General features: G+C 69.6%; 18 protein-coding genes and 1 riboswitch. Of the genes, 7 read left to right on the forward strand and 11 right to left on the reverse strand.

Annotated features, from left to right (window positions below; all coding sequences use genetic code 11):
• Positions 1-107: 107 nt before the first annotated feature.
• The 8 genes from ACWDZ6_RS29250 to ACWDZ6_RS29285 form a co-directional block, all read right to left on the reverse strand.
• Positions 108-1,685, reverse strand: coding sequence for an alpha/beta hydrolase (locus ACWDZ6_RS29250; protein ID WP_451505230.1), 1,578 nt, complete (start codon positions 1,683-1,685; stop codon positions 108-110).
• A gap of 159 nt (positions 1,686-1,844) precedes the next feature.
• A complete protein-coding gene (locus tag ACWDZ6_RS29255; RefSeq protein ID WP_451505231.1) occupies positions 1,845-2,585 on the reverse strand; it encodes an urease accessory protein UreD in 741 nt (246 codons plus the stop codon).
• Positions 2,582-3,259 (reverse strand): urease accessory protein UreG, encoded by a 678-nt coding sequence (gene ureG, locus ACWDZ6_RS29260; protein WP_389183658.1) that lies wholly within the window; start codon positions 3,257-3,259, stop codon positions 2,582-2,584. The genes ACWDZ6_RS29255 and ureG overlap by 4 nt, the downstream gene beginning before the upstream one ends.
• Before the next feature lie 19 nt (positions 3,260-3,278).
• Positions 3,279-3,953 (reverse strand): urease accessory protein UreF, encoded by a 675-nt coding sequence (locus ACWDZ6_RS29265; RefSeq protein ID WP_366732657.1) that lies wholly within the window; start codon positions 3,951-3,953, stop codon positions 3,279-3,281.
• A 10-nt stretch (positions 3,954-3,963) separates the two neighbouring features.
• Entirely contained in the window at positions 3,964-5,685 is a 1,722-nt protein-coding gene (locus ACWDZ6_RS29270; protein WP_451505232.1) for an urease subunit alpha, read from the reverse strand.
• On the reverse strand, positions 5,678-5,989 hold the full coding sequence (locus ACWDZ6_RS29275; RefSeq protein ID WP_451505233.1) for an urease subunit beta: 312 nt from the start codon (positions 5,987-5,989) through the stop codon (positions 5,678-5,680). Before ACWDZ6_RS29275 ends, ACWDZ6_RS29270 begins: the two co-directional genes overlap by 8 nt.
• Before the next feature lie 9 nt (positions 5,990-5,998).
• The gene (locus ACWDZ6_RS29280; protein WP_326648362.1) at positions 5,999-6,301 is read right to left on the reverse strand and encodes an urease subunit gamma; all 303 of its coding nucleotides are present in this window, start codon (positions 6,299-6,301) and stop codon (positions 5,999-6,001) included.
• 131 nt (positions 6,302-6,432) lie between these two features.
• Entirely contained in the window at positions 6,433-7,053 is a 621-nt protein-coding gene (locus tag ACWDZ6_RS29285; protein ID WP_451505234.1) for a TetR/AcrR family transcriptional regulator, read from the reverse strand.
• Positions 7,054-7,160: 107 nt separating this feature from the next.
• Between ACWDZ6_RS29285 and ACWDZ6_RS29290 the strand changes: the two genes are divergently transcribed.
• Positions 7,161-8,156 carry an ABC transporter permease gene (locus tag ACWDZ6_RS29290; protein WP_451505235.1) on the forward strand — a complete coding sequence of 332 codons (996 nt, stop codon included), beginning with the start codon at positions 7,161-7,163 and terminating at the stop codon, positions 8,154-8,156.
• 132 nt (positions 8,157-8,288) lie between these two features.
• Here ACWDZ6_RS29290 and ACWDZ6_RS29295 read toward each other — a convergent pair whose 3' ends face one another.
• From ACWDZ6_RS29295 to ACWDZ6_RS29305, 3 genes are all read right to left on the reverse strand, one after another.
• Entirely contained in the window at positions 8,289-8,570 is a 282-nt protein-coding gene (locus ACWDZ6_RS29295) for a type II toxin-antitoxin system Phd/YefM family antitoxin (RefSeq protein ID WP_451505236.1), read from the reverse strand.
• Positions 8,571-8,717: 147 nt separating this feature from the next.
• The gene (locus tag ACWDZ6_RS29300; RefSeq protein ID WP_451505237.1) at positions 8,718-9,299 is read right to left on the reverse strand and encodes an HD domain-containing protein; all 582 of its coding nucleotides are present in this window, start codon (positions 9,297-9,299) and stop codon (positions 8,718-8,720) included.
• A gap of 13 nt (positions 9,300-9,312) precedes the next feature.
• Complete coding sequence (locus ACWDZ6_RS29305) at positions 9,313-10,428, reverse strand: helix-turn-helix domain-containing protein (protein ID WP_451505238.1); 1,116 nt, start codon at positions 10,426-10,428, stop codon at positions 9,313-9,315.
• Between the two features lie 131 nt (positions 10,429-10,559).
• Here ACWDZ6_RS29305 and ACWDZ6_RS29310 point away from each other — a divergent pair, with 131 nt between their 5' ends.
• From ACWDZ6_RS29310 to ACWDZ6_RS29335, 6 genes are all read left to right on the forward strand, one after another.
• On the forward strand, positions 10,560-10,961 hold the full coding sequence (locus ACWDZ6_RS29310; protein ID WP_451505239.1) for a recombinase family protein: 402 nt from the start codon (positions 10,560-10,562) through the stop codon (positions 10,959-10,961).
• Positions 10,962-11,039: 78 nt separating this feature from the next.
• A complete protein-coding gene (locus ACWDZ6_RS29315) occupies positions 11,040-11,552 on the forward strand; it encodes a glycine-rich domain-containing protein (protein ID WP_451505240.1) in 513 nt (170 codons plus the stop codon).
• Positions 11,553-11,568: 16 nt separating this feature from the next.
• On the forward strand, positions 11,569-11,694 hold the full coding sequence (locus tag ACWDZ6_RS29320) for a hypothetical protein (protein ID WP_451505241.1): 126 nt from the start codon (positions 11,569-11,571) through the stop codon (positions 11,692-11,694).
• A 259-nt stretch (positions 11,695-11,953) separates the two neighbouring features.
• Positions 11,954-12,589, forward strand: a complete 636-nt coding sequence (locus ACWDZ6_RS29325; RefSeq protein ID WP_366732611.1) for an ATP-dependent Clp protease proteolytic subunit — start codon at positions 11,954-11,956, stop codon at positions 12,587-12,589.
• A 7-nt stretch (positions 12,590-12,596) separates the two neighbouring features.
• The gene (locus tag ACWDZ6_RS29330; RefSeq protein ID WP_451505242.1) at positions 12,597-12,905 is read left to right on the forward strand and encodes a hypothetical protein; all 309 of its coding nucleotides are present in this window, start codon (positions 12,597-12,599) and stop codon (positions 12,903-12,905) included.
• A 345-nt stretch (positions 12,906-13,250) separates the two neighbouring features.
• Positions 13,251-13,405: riboswitch (cyclic di-AMP (ydaO/yuaA leader) on the forward strand.
• A 3-nt stretch (positions 13,406-13,408) separates the two neighbouring features.
• Positions 13,409-13,885, forward strand: a complete 477-nt coding sequence (locus tag ACWDZ6_RS29335) for a C40 family peptidase (RefSeq protein WP_366732609.1) — start codon at positions 13,409-13,411, stop codon at positions 13,883-13,885.
• Positions 13,886-13,981: the final 96 nt, after the last annotated feature.

Genomic DNA, 13,981 nt, shown 5'->3' on the forward strand with positions numbered 1-13,981 from the left:
ACGGCCGACTGCACGGCGGCCGCGGAACGGCGGCCGGCGCTGCTGAGATCCGCAAGCGACAAGGAGGGGCGGCCGTGACCGGCCGCCCCTCCCCGTAACACTGCGCCTTACGGCTTCGGCGTGGCGTGCGGAGTGCACGTCACATCGCTGCCGTCCAGCTTGCCGCTGAGCAGGTAGGCGTCCACCCGCCCGTTGATGCACGGGTTGACCAGGCCGGTCACACCGTGCGAGCCGGCGTCCTTCTCGATGATCAGACGCGAGCCCTTGAGCCGCTTGTGCAGCTCGACGGCGCCGTCGAAGGGAGTGGCGGCGTCACGCGTGGACTGCACGATGAGCACCTGCGGCAGGCCCTTGCCCGTCTTCACGTTGACCGGGGTCTGCTGCTTGGACGACCAGGTGGCACACGGGAGGTTCATCCAGGCGTTGGCCCACGTCATGAAGGGGTAGTCCTTGTGGAGCCGGGTGTTGTCCCGGTCCCACTTCTTCCAGCTGGTCGGCCACTTGGAGTCCGCGCACTCGACAGCCGTGTAGACGGCGTTGCCGTTCTCCGAGGCGATGTTGCCCGCGGTGTCGGACAGATCGGGCGCCGCGGCGTCGACCAGTGCCTGGGTGTCACCGGCGACGTACTTGCTCCAGGTCTGGGCGACGGGCGCCCAGGAGGAGTCGTAGTAGGGCGCGCTCTGGAAGAAGCTGATGAGCTCCGCCGGTCCGACGACCCCGCCGAGCGGGCTCTTCTTGGCGGTGGCCCGCAGCTTCAGCCACTGCTGCTCGACCTTCTCGGGAGTGTCCCCGATGTGGAAGGTCGCGTCGTTCTTGGCGACCCAGGCCTTCCAGTCGTTCCAGCGCATCTGGAAGGCGACGTCCTGGTCGAGGTTGGCCTCGTACCAGATCTTCTCGCGCGAGGGGTTGACCACGCTGTCGACGATCATCCGGCGCACATGGCCCGGGAACAGCGTCGCGTAGACCGCGCCGATGTACGTGCCGTAGGAGACGCCCAGGAAGTTGAGCTTCTTCTCCCCGAGGGCGGCCCGGATGACGTCCAGGTCGCGCACGGTATTCGGCGTCGTCATGTGCGACAGCATCCAGCCGCTGCGCTCGGCGCACCCGTCCGCGTACTCCGCGGCGAGCTTGCGCTGGGCGCGCTTGTCGGCCTCGCTGTCCGGCACCGGGTCGGCCTTCGGCGCCTTGACGAACTCCTGCGGGTCGACACAGGAGATGGGCGTCGAGTGGCCGACGCCCCGCGGGTCGAAGCCCACGAAGTCGTACGCCTTCGCGGTGTTGGCCCAGAGCGGGTTCTTGTTCGTGACCCGGGTCGGGAAGCGCATGCCCGAGCCACCGGGGCCGCCCGGGTTGTAGACCAGGGCGCCCTGGCGCTCTGCCTTGGTGCCGGTGTTGCCGATCCGGTCGACGGCTATCTTGATCTGCTTGCCGTTCGGCCGCGCGTAGTCGAGCGGCACGCTCACCCAGCCGCACTGGATGGGCTTGGCGAAACCCCAGTCCGCCGGGCAGTCCGCCCAGTCGATGCCCCGTTTGGCGGCCCGCGCCGCGGCCACCTGAGCGCCGCGGGCCTCGGACCAACCGCTCTGGCGGCTCTCGGCGTTGGCCGCCGGAGCCACGATCGCGCCCGTTATGAGGGTGCCCGCGATCAGAGTGCCGGCCGAGCCGAGCACTGCTGTGCGTCTCACGTAGAACTCCCCCTTCTGTAGTCGAGTTCTCCTGGGGGATCCTTTCGTCTCCGGGGCAGCCGGGAACAGGCCGGACTGGTGTTTCTTTACCGAACCAATAACCGGTAAGTAGTGTCCCGCTGAGCGGTGCACCGAAATGGCCGGGATCTCCCGGTTCTCTCACTCGGACAGTTCCGCGTGCAGCACCTCGTCGAGTACGCGGCGCAGTTGACGGGCGTCAGGCGCAACGGCATTGACCAGTACGGCAGGACCGGCGAGCGGTGTAAGAGCCGCGTTCGGACCCAGCAGCCGGGACTCCGCGGGCTTCTCCTCGAACGCGGGGTCCACGATGAGGAGTTGACCCACGGCCCGGTGGCCGCCCAGTACCGCCCCGCCGTCCCAGCCGCCGGGCGCGCCGGGTCCGTAGCCCAGCTCCTGGTCCAGCAGAGGGCGTCCCGCGCGGTGGACGGTGAGGCGGGTCGAGAGGGTGCCGGGCTGCTCGCCGTACCGGCCGAGGATCTGCTCCTCGCGGAGCACCAGCCGTGCGGTGGCGGCGAGTTCGACGCGGGTACGCATCCGCAGATCGCTGCCGCGCGCGGAGATGAGCGGTTCCGGCAGCCAGCGCAGTTCGGCGTGGTCGCCCACCTTCAACCGGACGTCGTAGTGGGCCTGTTCGGGGATGCGTCCGGGCAGTGCGATGGTCGCCGCGGCGGAGTCGACGGTGAGCCGGGTGCCGTCCTCCACCCCGACCTCGATGGCGAGCCGGTCACCGCCGAGCGGTGCGCTCATCGCGCCGACGACGGTGACCCGGGTGAAGGCACCGGTGGCCCTGGTGCGGCGCAGTGCGAGCGGCCCGTCGCTCTCCAGCACCGGCAGTCGGTCCCGGGTGGCGACGATACGGGCCGTGGCCCGGACGCTCATGCGGTCCAGGCGGCGAGCTGCGCGCGCACCCAGTCGGCGACCGGTGCCACCCCTTCCCCGCCCTTCAACGAGGTGAAGGCGACGGGGAGTTCACCGCGCTGCTCCTTGGCATCCCGCGCCATCCGGCCCAGGTCGGAGCCGACATACGGTGCGAGGTCGGTCTTGTTGATCACGAGCAGATCGGCGGTGGTGACGCCGGGGCCGCCCTTGCGCGGGATGTCGTCGCCGCCTGCCACATCGATGACGAAGACCTGAGCGTCGACAAGGCCCTTGGAGAAGGTCGCGGTGAGATTGTCGCCACCGGACTCGACGAGGATCAGGTCGAGGGGGCCGACGCTCTCCTCCAGGTCCTCGACCGCTTCGAGGTTGGCGGAGATGTCGTCGCGGATCGCGGTGTGCGGGCAGGCGCCGGTCTCGACGGCCTGGATGCGCTCGGGCGGCAGTACCGCGTTACGGAGCAGGAATTCGGCGTCCTCGCGGGTGTAGATGTCGTTGGTGACGACGGCGATGGACAACTGGTCGCGCAGGGCGCGGCAGAGCGCGGCAACGGTCGCGGTCTTGCCGGAACCGACGGGGCCGCCGAGACCGATGCGCAGGGCGCGACGAGCGCCGTCGGGGCGCACGGCGTCGGCGCTGACGGCGGCCGGGCCGTGGTGGGAGTGATCGAGGTGCATGGTGCGGCTCCTGTCGGTCCTACGAGGCGAAGAGGCGTACGGGCCAGGCTGCGTGGGCCTCAGCGGTGAGGTCGAGCAGCGGGGCGGAGGCGGCGGGCAGCGCGTCGAGCCCTTCGACGGCCGCCGCGGCCGCCGCGCGCGCCGCCTGTCCGGCGACGGCGTCGAGTTCGGGCGCCAGCCGGGCCAGCACCGCCGTCGCCTCGAAGGGGTCGAGGCTGAGGAGGCGCACGGCCGCGGTGGCCGGCCCGCTGACCGCCTCGTACACGGCGCAGTGCGCCGCGTCCTCGGGGCCAAGGGCCGCGGAGCGGGCGGCGAGCCCCAGTACGACCGGCTGGTGTGCGCCGCGCGGGCGTGCCGCGGCAAGCGCGTCGAGCTCCTGGCTCGGCCAGGTGGAACGGGCTGCCCGCATCATCTGCCGGCCGAGTTTGCGGGCGGTGGCCCGCAGGGCGGGCGAGGGGGTACGGGCGTCGGCGGCCTCGTCCAGCGCGAGCGGGTCGAGGCCCAGGGCGGCCGCGGCGGCGAGCGCCGCCGAGGTGAGGCCGGTGGTGTGCAGCCGGCCCCGGCAGAAGTCGGCCAGGTCCCGGGCATCGCGTATGCGGCCCGCCTTGACGGCCGGCTCGGCACCGCCGGAGTGGGCGTGGCCCCCGGCGGGGAATCGGCCGTCGGCGAGGACGAGAAGTGCGGCGCGGCTCATCGCGTACTCATCAGAAGAGGAAGTAGCGCTGGGCCATGGGCAGTTCCACTGCCGGTGCGGGCTCGACCACATCGCCGTCGATGGTCACCGTGAAGGTGTCGGCGTCGACCTCGACACGGGGCAGCGCGTCGTTCTCCCGCATGTCCGCCTTGGTGATCCGCCGGGTGTTCTTGATCACTGCGAACTGCTTGTCCAGGCCCAGGCGTTCGGGCAGTCCGTCCTCGATCGCCGCCTCGGCGACGAAGTTGAGCGAGCTCACCGACGCCGCCCTGCCCAGGGCGCCGAACATCGGCCGGGGCAGCACCGGCTGCGGAGTCGGAATGGAGGCGTTGGCGTCGCCCATCTGCGCGTACGCGATCTGGCCGCCCTTGATGACGAGCTGCGGCTTGACGCCGAAGAAGGCCGGCTCCCAGAGCACCAGGTCGGCCAGTTTACCCGTCTCGACCGAGCCGATCTCGTGGTCGAGGCCCTGAGCGACCGCCGGGTTGATCGTGTATTTGGCGACATAGCGACGTGCCCGGTGGTTGTCGGCGCGACCGTCGCCGGGCAGTGCTCCGCGGCGCTTCTTCATGACGTGCGCGGTCTGCCAGGTCCGCATCACCACCTCGCCGATGCGTCCCATGGCCTGCGAGTCGGAGGAGATTATCGAGATGGCGCCGAGGTCGTGCAGGAAGTCCTCGGCCGCGATGGTGGAGGGCCGGATGCGGGACTCGGCGAAGGCGAGATCCTCCGGGACGGCCGGATTGAGGTGGTGGCACACCATCAGCATGTCGAGGTGTTCCTCGATGGTGTTGACGGTGTGCGGCCGGGTCGGGTTGGTGGAGCTGGGCAGGACGTACGGCTCGGAGACCACGGTGATGATGTCCGGTGCGTGCCCGCCGCCCGCGCCTTCGGTGTGGTACGCGTGGATGGTGCGTCCGGCGATGGCGGCGAGCGTGTCCCCGACGAAGCCCGCCTCGTTCAGTGTGTCCGTGTGGATGGCGAGCTGGGCGCCGCTCTCGTCACAGACGCTCAGACAGGCGTCGATGACGGCGGGGGTCGACCCCCAGTCCTCGTGGATCTTGAATCCGAGCGCTCCGCCGCGCAGTTGGGAGCGCATGGCCTCGCGGGACATCGTGTTGCCCTTGCCGAGCAGTCCGATGTTGACGGGGAGGGTGTCCAGTGCCTCGAACATCCGGGCGAGGTGCCAGGGGCCAGGGGTGATGGTGGTGGCCTTGGTGCCCTCGGCCGGGCCGGTGCCGCCGCCGACGAGGGTGGTGACACCGGTCGCCAGGGCCTGGTCGATGAGGGTCGGCGAGATGAAGTGGACGTGCGCGTCGATGGCGCCCGCGGTGACGATCTTCCCGTTGCCGGCGATGACTTCGGTCTCGGGACCGATGACGAGATCGGCGTGAACGCCGTCCATTGTGTCGGGGTTGCCTGCCTTGCCGATGCCGGTGATCCGGCCGTCGCGGATGCCGATGTCGGCTTTGACGATGCCCCAGTGGTCGATGATGACCACACCGGTGACGACCGTGTCGGGTGCGCCTTCGGCCCGTGTCGTACGGGACTGGCCCATCGACTCGCGGATCACCTTGCCGCCGCCGAACACGGCCTCGTCCCCGGCGAGTCCGGGTCCCCCGGACCGGTCCTCCTCGATCTCGACGAGCAGGTCGGTGTCGGCGAGCCGGATGCGGTCACCGGTGGTGGGGCCGAAGAGATCGGTGTAGACAGCGCGGTTCAGCTCAGGCATCGAGGGGACCTCCGGTCTCGCCGCGCAGCCCCGGGACGACCCGAGCTCCGGTGAACGGGACGAGTTCGACGTCGACGGGGATGCCGGGCTCGAAGCGCACGGCCGTACCTGCGGCGATGTTCAGCCGCTTGCCGCGGGCGGCCGCGCGGTCGAAGTCCAGACCGGGGTTCGCCTCGGCGAAGTGATAGTGGGAGCCGACCTGGACGGGCCGGTCGGCGGCGTTGACGACAGCGAGTCGGGTGACCTCGCGGCCCTCGTTGAGGGCGATGGGGCCGTCGGCGAAAAGGATCTCTCCGGGAATCATCCGCGTACCTCAGACGATCGGGTCATGGACGGTGACGAGCTTGGTGCCGTCCGGGAAGGTCGCCTCGACCTGGACGTCGTGGATCATCTCGGGGATGCCCTCCATGACGTCGGCGCGGGTGAGCACCTTGCGTCCCGAGGCCATGAGTTCGGCGACGGTACGGCCGTCCCTCGCGCCTTCGAGTATGTGAGCGGTGATCAGCGCGACGGACTCGGGATGGTTCAGCAGCACCCCCCGCGCGCGGCGCTTCTCCGCCACGTCGGCAGCCACATGAATGAGCAGTCGTTCCTGCTCGTGCGGGGAGAGTTGCATGGGCCCACCTCACTGTCGTCCGGCCCCGCCTGGACGCAGCGGGAACACAGCTCACTTCACACTCTGCTGAGCTGTGCGCGGGAGTCTCCCGACCTGGGGGTGAACGGTAAGGCGCAAGTTTTTCCGGCGCGTTAACTGGCCTTGGGATCCCCCATCGACATCAGCGCCCGGAGTCCGTCCTCCAGGACCTCGACCTGGACATCGCCGAAGAGTGCCTGCTGGGCGATGAAACCCTGGGCGGTGGCGATGAGGGTGCGGGCCACATGGTCGGCGGGTACATCCGCGGCCATCAGGCCGTTGTCGCGATAGGCGTCCACGAGCCTCGACCAGGCCTGGCGCATGCCGACGTACCCCTCGTCCAGCGTGGCGGCGAGCTGCTCGTTCCGCAGGGTCTCGGTCCACACCTGCACGATCAGCCGCGCAAACGCCTGCCGGTCGCCGCCGGGCACCTGCTCCTCCAGCATGACGCGCAGCACACGACCGAGAAGTACGTCGGGGGTGGGCGGCGGGGTGGTCCTGGCGGCCTCGTCGAAGGCCCCGCGGATCGCGCTGAACGCCTCATCGGCGATGGCCGCGATCAGCTCCTCCTTGCTGCGGAAGTACCGGTAGACCGCGCCGGCCGACAGGCCTGCCTCACGCAAGATGTCCTGCATCGACGTGGCGTGGAAGCCGTTGCGGGCGAAGCAGCGGGCGGCGCCGTCCAGGATCTGGCGGCGGCGGGCGTCGAGGTGTTCCTGGGATACGCGGGCCATGCCGCCAATCTAAAACGAACATTCCTTCTTGACAAGAAAGCGGGCCCGACGGGACAGTGGGGCAACAACAAAAACGAACGATCCTTCTCTTTGAAACGAGGGCCATCATGTCCGCCACCTCCACCCGCCGCATGATCGCGGTGATGGTCCTGATCCCAGCCCTGGTGGCGCTGGCCCTCTGGGCCTTCGCGTGGCCGGCCGCCCGCATCGCGCCCCGCGACGTACCCATCGGCATCGCCGGACCGGCGGCCGCGACCGCACAGCTGGAGCAGCGATTCGAGCAGCGCGAGGGAGCCTTCGACGTACACCGCTACGACGACGAGGCCGCCGCCCGCTCCGCGATCGAGGACCGGGTCGTATACGGAGCTGTGGTCGTCACCACCGAAGGACCACGGCTGCTGACCGCATCGGCGGCCGGCCCGGCGGTCGCCCAGCTCCTCAAGGAGGCCGTCACCTCACAGGCTCCGGCCGGTACGCAGGTGCAGATCACGGACGTGGTGCCCACGTCCTCCGGTGATCCGCGCGGCAGCGCTCTGGCGGCGAGCATCCTGCCGCTGGCTCTGGCCGGTGTCGCGGCCGGCGCCGTCGTGACCCTGCTGGGACTCCGCGGGGCCCGCGCGGCAACCGCACTGACCGGCACCGCCGTCCTGGTCGGCATCACCGCCGCCGTACTCGCCGACAGCTGGCTCGGTGTGCTCACCGGCCCATGGTGGACCCAGGCCGGAGTACTCGGCCTGACCGTCCTGGCCATCGGCGCGGCCGTGGCCGGGCTCGCGGCCCTGATCGGTACGCCCGGGCTCGCCCTCGGAGGACTTCTCATGGTGCTCATCGGCAACCCGTTCTCGGGTGCCTCGAGCGCGCCCGAACTCCTGCCGGAGCCTGCCGGACTGATCGGCCAGTGGCTGCCGCCGGGCGCGGGCGGGACGTTGCTCCGGTCGGTGGCGTACTTCGAGGGCAACGCCGCCGGGGCGGCCGTCCTCACTCTCTCGCTCTGGGCCGCACTCGGACTGGCCGCGGTTGTGGCAGGCGGGCGCCGTGGCGGGCGATCGGTGGCGGCCGCGGCCGCGGGACATCGCGAGGCCGAACCGGTACCTGTCGGCTGAGCCCTCCGATGCCCGTCGCCCGAGCAATTCGAGGCGCATCGGGGCCCATCGACCGGCCGCGTGTCCCCGCTGTAGCGGACGGGGCGCGCGGCCTCTTCGCGTGGTGGGGCCCGTCCGCGTGGTGGCGCGCGCTCAGCCGCGCCGGTCGGGGGGCCGGTGCTCGGCACCGAGACCGAAGCGCCCGCGTTCGCCGGAAGCGGAGGCGACCGAGCCGAGCGAGGAGACCGAGCTGATCACCTGCTCCTCGGCAGTCTCCTGATCCTTCTCGAGTCGTTCCAGGTCAGCGGCGGAGACCAGCGCTACGAGGGGCTTTCCGTGCCGCGTCACGACGACACGCTCCCCGCCGTAGACAACGCGGTTGATCAGTTCGGCGAGCTCTGCGCGGGCTTGCGTCACCGGAATCTCGTAGGCCATGGTTCCCAGCTTACGGACCCTCCTTGGCCTCACAGAGACCACTGCCGCCGCCGGGGAACGCCCTCGACAACGCACCTCCGCTCACGACGGCGCCCCTCTGTGCGTTGCTCACACGGCAACTCAGAGGGCACCCTTCTGCGTCCGGGGTCAGGCCTGCTTCTCCCCCAGGGCGGCACGCAGCCAGTCCAGCGATCCCTGAGAGAGGAGCTCGTCCGCGAGGCGCTGCCCGGTTTCGGTGACAAGCCGACCGCGGCTGTTGTCGATCCACCGCTGCGCGTTCTCGTGACCCTGCGCCTTGTACTCGATGCCCTGCAGCATGCACTCGAGTTTGTCCGCATCCCGTGCGCAGATCGCTTCCGGGGTCTCCTTCGCCTCGTACTCGGCCACCAGGTCCCGCACGGTCGAGGCCAGGACCTCGGGCATGCCGGCTGTCTGATCGGCAGTCACGTCCTCCGGGTTGGCCCCTGAGGAGTACTTCTTGCCGAGGTAGTTCACGTCCCCGGTGCGTGTCTCCTGAGAGTCGTGCCACACCGCGAGGAACGCTGCCCGCGCAGGGTCGGCGCCCTCAAGCTTCGCGATGATGGACGCGATCAGCGACGTGCGCCACGAGTGCTCGGCGACGCTCTCGGGATCGCGGACCCCGGCCATCCACCATCCCGTGCGCCGCGCGTGCTTGAGCGTGCCTGCCTCGTACAGGAAGTGCGCCACCGCGGACAGGTCGTCAGCCACCGTCCGTCTCCTCTCACGCCTCGGCGAGGCGGATTGCGTACCGGATGCCCTCGAACTCTCGGCGCGCCCGCGTCGACAGCTCTCGGCTATCCAACATCACGGGCAGCCGCTCGCGCAGGGCGCGGCCCGCAGGAGTGGGGCGCAGAAGGCTCGGGCGGGCGGCGAGGAGCGTCCACAGGGTGTGCACGTTGAGATCGAAGAAGCCGTGGTGTGGCGTGAGACCGCGGATCAGGTGGCGCATCAGCCTGTCGCCTTGCCAGGCACCCGCGTCCGACGCGGCGATGAAGTCGTCGGACAGCTGGATATGCGGAGCCTCGCCGATCCAGTAGGCCCAGTAGTTGAGGTTGGCGGCCTCCCCCGCGTCGTCGTCCGCGAGGGTCGTGGTGATGAAGTGGCCCATCCGATCACGGTCGCCCTGCCGTGCCGCCACCGCGGCGACGGAGCGGGCGTTGAGCCACCTGGTCAGCCAGTCGTCGGGGCGCTCCGTGCGCTGCTGCTGAGTCAGCCACTCGGAGGTGTCCGCCTCCTCGTCGTAGCCGGCCAGATAGAGCGCCTGGCGGCGGAGGAGGAAGTTTTCAGCCCCGCGGGCCTGTTCGGCAGTGCGACGCATACGGGAGAAGAAGCGTCTGCGATCGTCGGTCGACAGCTCCGGCCCTTCCGGGACGGGGCCGCGGCGCGGTCGACGCGGGGCGGGGAGGTCCCGAAGCGGAGTGGGTGCGATGCCGTTGAGAGGCCAGGAGAGAACCTCGACCAGATCGCGCTGCATGACCCAGGCACCGATCGGGTTGCCTGCGGCGGAGACGTCTTCGTCCAGGGCGCTCGCCAGCAACACGTCAGCTTCCATGGCTCGTTCGAGGGCGGAGAGGAGCGAAGGACCGGTACCCAGCTGCATGAGCCAGTGGCGGTGTACGAGCATCTGGCCAACGGGCACGGCGGTGAGCGGCCGGCGGCCGGACTCCCACCCCGCGATGGTGTCGGGCGAGACGCGGAAGTGTTCGGCGAGAGTGTCCTGCGTGTGGCCCAACTGCTCGCGGATGAGCCGGAAGACGTACCCGGAGACTGTGCCGCCGCGGCCACGCTGAGCGGTTCCCTGACCCGTGGTCGGGGTGGATCGCGGGTGGTTGTCCATGGCGTCCCCCTTGCCCGTACAGAGCGGCCGGTTACCCGTACCTGCGGTCACTTCAAGCGGTGATCTGCGCTTTCTACCGTCGTAACAGCAGTGATGACCGGGCAACTCAGCGTAGTAGGAAGGCCGTCGTCGTGGAGATCGAAGAGCCCACCCCGTCAGTGGAGACGCCGCGCGCCTTCATCTACGACCGGCACGCCACCGCCTCGACCGTCATTCTCGACATCCGTCTCGACCGCTGCCGTGCCTACGCCGAGTCGCGGGGATGGGACGTCGCAGGTATCTGGCTCGACCTCGGCGACCACGCCCTGAGTCATTACAGGCCGCAGTTCGACGCGCTGTGCCTGGCCATGGACCGAGACCCCGGGCACATCGTCTGCCTCGTCGACGGATGGGACCGGCTCACCCGGGACGCCTCGCAGTGCTCGGTCATGCGACACCGCGTCGCGCAGGCCGGCGGGCACTGCGTAACAGCCGAGGGCGAGAGCGACGCGCCCGCCGAGAAGCAGCGCGGTCGGCTCTGCACACCCCACTGACGCCCGCCCCGGCCGATGCATCCGGCCAGGAAACCCCGGCCGGGGCGGAGCGATCCCCATCTGGAAGAGGAGATCAACGTGAGCGTACCTCCGGCCCCATTCCCCGACCCGCCCGGCAACCCGATCCCGGTCCTGGTCCGCTGCCTGATCACGGACAAGCAGTTCACCAGCTGCCGTAAGACCGTGATGGACGCCAACCCGGACATGGCCGAGGAGATGGCCGGCCGCATCGTCGAGGAGTCGCTGAAGTTCGTGGTCACCTGCTCGCGATACTCCGCGGTCGGGCTTGCCCCGTCCCGCATCGTCGACGAGGGATGGCATGCGCTGATCCTTCACACGGCGATGTACGCGGAGCTGTGCGAAGAACTCGGCAGCTTCGTGCACCACTATCCGGGCTACGACCCGACGCACTACGACCCGGCGATCCTCGACCGCACACGGGAGATGATCGCCAAAGTGGGGTACACGGCGGACCTGGAGCTGTGGAGCGCGCCGTCTGACGAGACGCTGGTGTCGGTGGCGGCGCAGTGCCAGCACGCACCGGAGTGCACGATCCGCCCCATGCCGACCCCTCAGCCGCCCGTAGTCTGAACGCAGGAGGTGGCTCATGGCCGAGTGGATTGACCCGCGGTACGCGGAGATGGTCGCAGCGTGGAAGCGCGCCCAGGCTCCCGAGTCCCGCGACCCGGAGCCCAGGCCCGTGAGGGGATTCGTCCTCCCGCACAAGACCTGACGCTCCATCTGCCCCGGTCTGTCTGTGTCCCCCGTCGCGGACAGGCCGGGGCTCTTTCACGCCCTTCTGGGCGTCGGCGAGGGACCTCCTCAGAACTCGATGTGGGAGATGGTGAGACATCGGCCCGCACCCGCCCCGCACAACGAAAATAGGGCCGCATCTGACCTGCCGCTTCTCCTGGATCACTAGGCCATCGCCCTCATCGAACTGTACGTCCTGTACATTTTTTACAGAGGTCGCATTCGAGGAGAGGTACGCCATGAGCCGCCCTGCCGCCCGCTACGTCCTGCCCCAGTTCACCGAGCGCACCAGCGCGGGAGCCCGCACCCTCGATCCGTACTCGAAGCTGCTCGAGGAGCGGATCATCTTCCTCGGGACCGCCGTCGACGACACCTCCGCCAACGATGTGATCGCGCAGTTCCTGCATCTCGAGTACGCCGCCCCGGACCGGGACATCTGCCTGTACATCAACTCCCCCGGCGGCTCGCTCAGTGCCATGTCCGCGATCTACGACACGATGCAGATCGTCACCTGCGACGTGGAGACAACCTGCCTCGGTCAGGCCGCATCGACCGCCGCGCTGCTGCTCGCCGCCGGTGCCCCGGGCAAGCGGATGGCGCTGCCGGGTGCCCGGATCGTCGTCCAGCAGCCCGCTACCGAGGAGGGGTTGCAGGGCCAGCTGTCCGATCTGGACATCCAGGCACAGGAATTGCTGCGGCTGCGCACCCAACTCGCCGAGATGCTTGTACGCCACACCGGCCAGACCCCGGAGCGGATCGCCGCGGACCTGGAGCGCGACAAGATCTTCGACGCCGAGGACGCCAAGGCGTACGGCTTGGTGGACCACGTGATCAGGAACCGCAAGGCGTCGCTCGCCGACACCAGTGCCCCGTGAGCGCCCGATGCTGCCACCCGAACTGCCGCCGCTGCCCGCACTGACCCGCGCCGAGGCCGAATTCATCGACAGCTATCTCGAAGTCGTCGATCTGCTGGGGCGGATCAACCCGGCCCGCGCCACGCACACCTACGGCGCACTGCGCGCGGCGCAGGCCCTGCTCGGCAGGGCGGCCGCGCTCAAGGACGCCCTGACGCTGATGCATGTGCGCGGCGAGAGCGACGTACATGCGGCGACCCTCGCCGAAGCGCTCAGGGTTCTCGACGGCGAACGCAGGACGGGCCGGGTGACGATGCCGCCCGCTTCCTCGAGTTGACGAATCCGCCACATTCGTCTACGCCAACGGGGTATCGGGCAGCCTCCCCCATTCGGTGTAGTCACGATCCCGACCGCGGTACCGCACAACTTGCACAACGCGACTACCGATCTGGCGGAATGAGGCCTTCCGGTGCTGGTGCGGCGTTCCTCAGGGGTCGCGGGCCGGTCACTAAAACGGCCCTGTCCACCCGAACAGGTCAGGGGTGACGAGCCTCACAAACCGTCGTTTCGACTCGGAAATCCGGCACGGCATGAGTCAAGATCCCTGGGACGACAAGCCCCCGCCACCTCGGCGGGGCGGTCCGGGCGGACGCTGAGTCCTGCCGCCGCTCCGGATGTCTGGTCGACAGGAGTGCATCGGCAGGAGTGGAGGACCCAATCGTGACGGGTGACCGGGCAGTCCGGTCGTCCCTAGGGGTGAAGCCGCATCAGCGGCCGGGCATCTTCGTCCGTCCGAACCCGACAGGTCATCCTTCACAGGCGGTTGACGAAGGGTTGCGCATGACTGCGCAGATTCATGTCCCGTCTCTGATGTCCCGGGCGAGTGCCGTATCGGCCCTGACCCTTGCCGCCGTCGGCGGCACCCTGCTGGCGCCGGGCGCCACTTCCGAGGCTCACGCGGCTACGGCCTACGCGAGCAAGGCGCTCAAGGTGGCCGCATCGAAGAAAGGATCGCCGTACCGGTACGGCGCCACGGGCCCACACCGGTTCGACTGCTCGGGCCTGACGCTCTACTCGTACAAGAACGCGGGCAAGAAGCTGCCACGCACCGCCCAGCAGCAGTACAACAGGACCAAGCATGTCTCGGCCGCCTCCCGGCAGCGCGGGGACCTGGTCTTCTTCCACTCCGGAAGCTACGTCTACCACGTGGGGATCTATGCCGGCGGCGGCAAGATCTGGCATTCGCCCAAGAGCGGCACCGTGGTGCGGCTGGAGAAGATCTGGACGAAGAGCGTCTGGTACGGCCGGGTCCGCTGACGGCCCGCGGCTGACCCGCCCGCGTCTCACCGGCCGCGTCTCGCCACTCTCGGCCGGTCGCTCACGGTCCGCCGGTCGCCGACGGTTGTCGGCGAC

Source organism: Streptomyces sp. NPDC002926, assembly GCF_053591755.1.

Coding starts and splice junctions, on each gene's coding strand:
- ACWDZ6_RS29280 (WP_326648362.1), bottom strand. CDS start 6,301: ATGCAACTCTCCCCGCACGAGCAGGAACGACTGCTCATTCATGTGGCT.
- ACWDZ6_RS29305 (WP_451505238.1), bottom strand. CDS start 10,428: ATGGACAACCACCCGCGATCCACCCCGACCACGGGTCAGGGAACCGCT.
- ACWDZ6_RS29330 (WP_451505242.1), top strand. CDS start 12,597: ATGCTGCCACCCGAACTGCCGCCGCTGCCCGCACTGACCCGCGCCGAG.
- ACWDZ6_RS29325 (WP_366732611.1), top strand. CDS start 11,954: ATGAGCCGCCCTGCCGCCCGCTACGTCCTGCCCCAGTTCACCGAGCGC.
- ACWDZ6_RS29295 (WP_451505236.1), bottom strand. CDS start 8,570: ATGGCCTACGAGATTCCGGTGACGCAAGCCCGCGCAGAGCTCGCCGAA.
- ACWDZ6_RS29290 (WP_451505235.1), top strand. CDS start 7,161: ATGTCCGCCACCTCCACCCGCCGCATGATCGCGGTGATGGTCCTGATC.
- ureG (WP_389183658.1), bottom strand. CDS start 3,259: ATGCACCTCGATCACTCCCACCACGGCCCGGCCGCCGTCAGCGCCGAC.
- ACWDZ6_RS29285 (WP_451505234.1), bottom strand. CDS start 7,053: ATGGCCCGCGTATCCCAGGAACACCTCGACGCCCGCCGCCGCCAGATC.
- ACWDZ6_RS29270 (WP_451505232.1), bottom strand. CDS start 5,685: ATGCCTGAGCTGAACCGCGCTGTCTACACCGATCTCTTCGGCCCCACC.
- ACWDZ6_RS29335 (WP_366732609.1), top strand. CDS start 13,409: ATGACTGCGCAGATTCATGTCCCGTCTCTGATGTCCCGGGCGAGTGCC.
- ACWDZ6_RS29320 (WP_451505241.1), top strand. CDS start 11,569: ATGGCCGAGTGGATTGACCCGCGGTACGCGGAGATGGTCGCAGCGTGG.
- ACWDZ6_RS29275 (WP_451505233.1), bottom strand. CDS start 5,989: ATGATTCCCGGAGAGATCCTTTTCGCCGACGGCCCCATCGCCCTCAAC.
- ACWDZ6_RS29265 (WP_366732657.1), bottom strand. CDS start 3,953: ATGAGCCGCGCCGCACTTCTCGTCCTCGCCGACGGCCGATTCCCCGCC.
- ACWDZ6_RS29255 (WP_451505231.1), bottom strand. CDS start 2,585: ATGAGCGTCCGGGCCACGGCCCGTATCGTCGCCACCCGGGACCGACTG.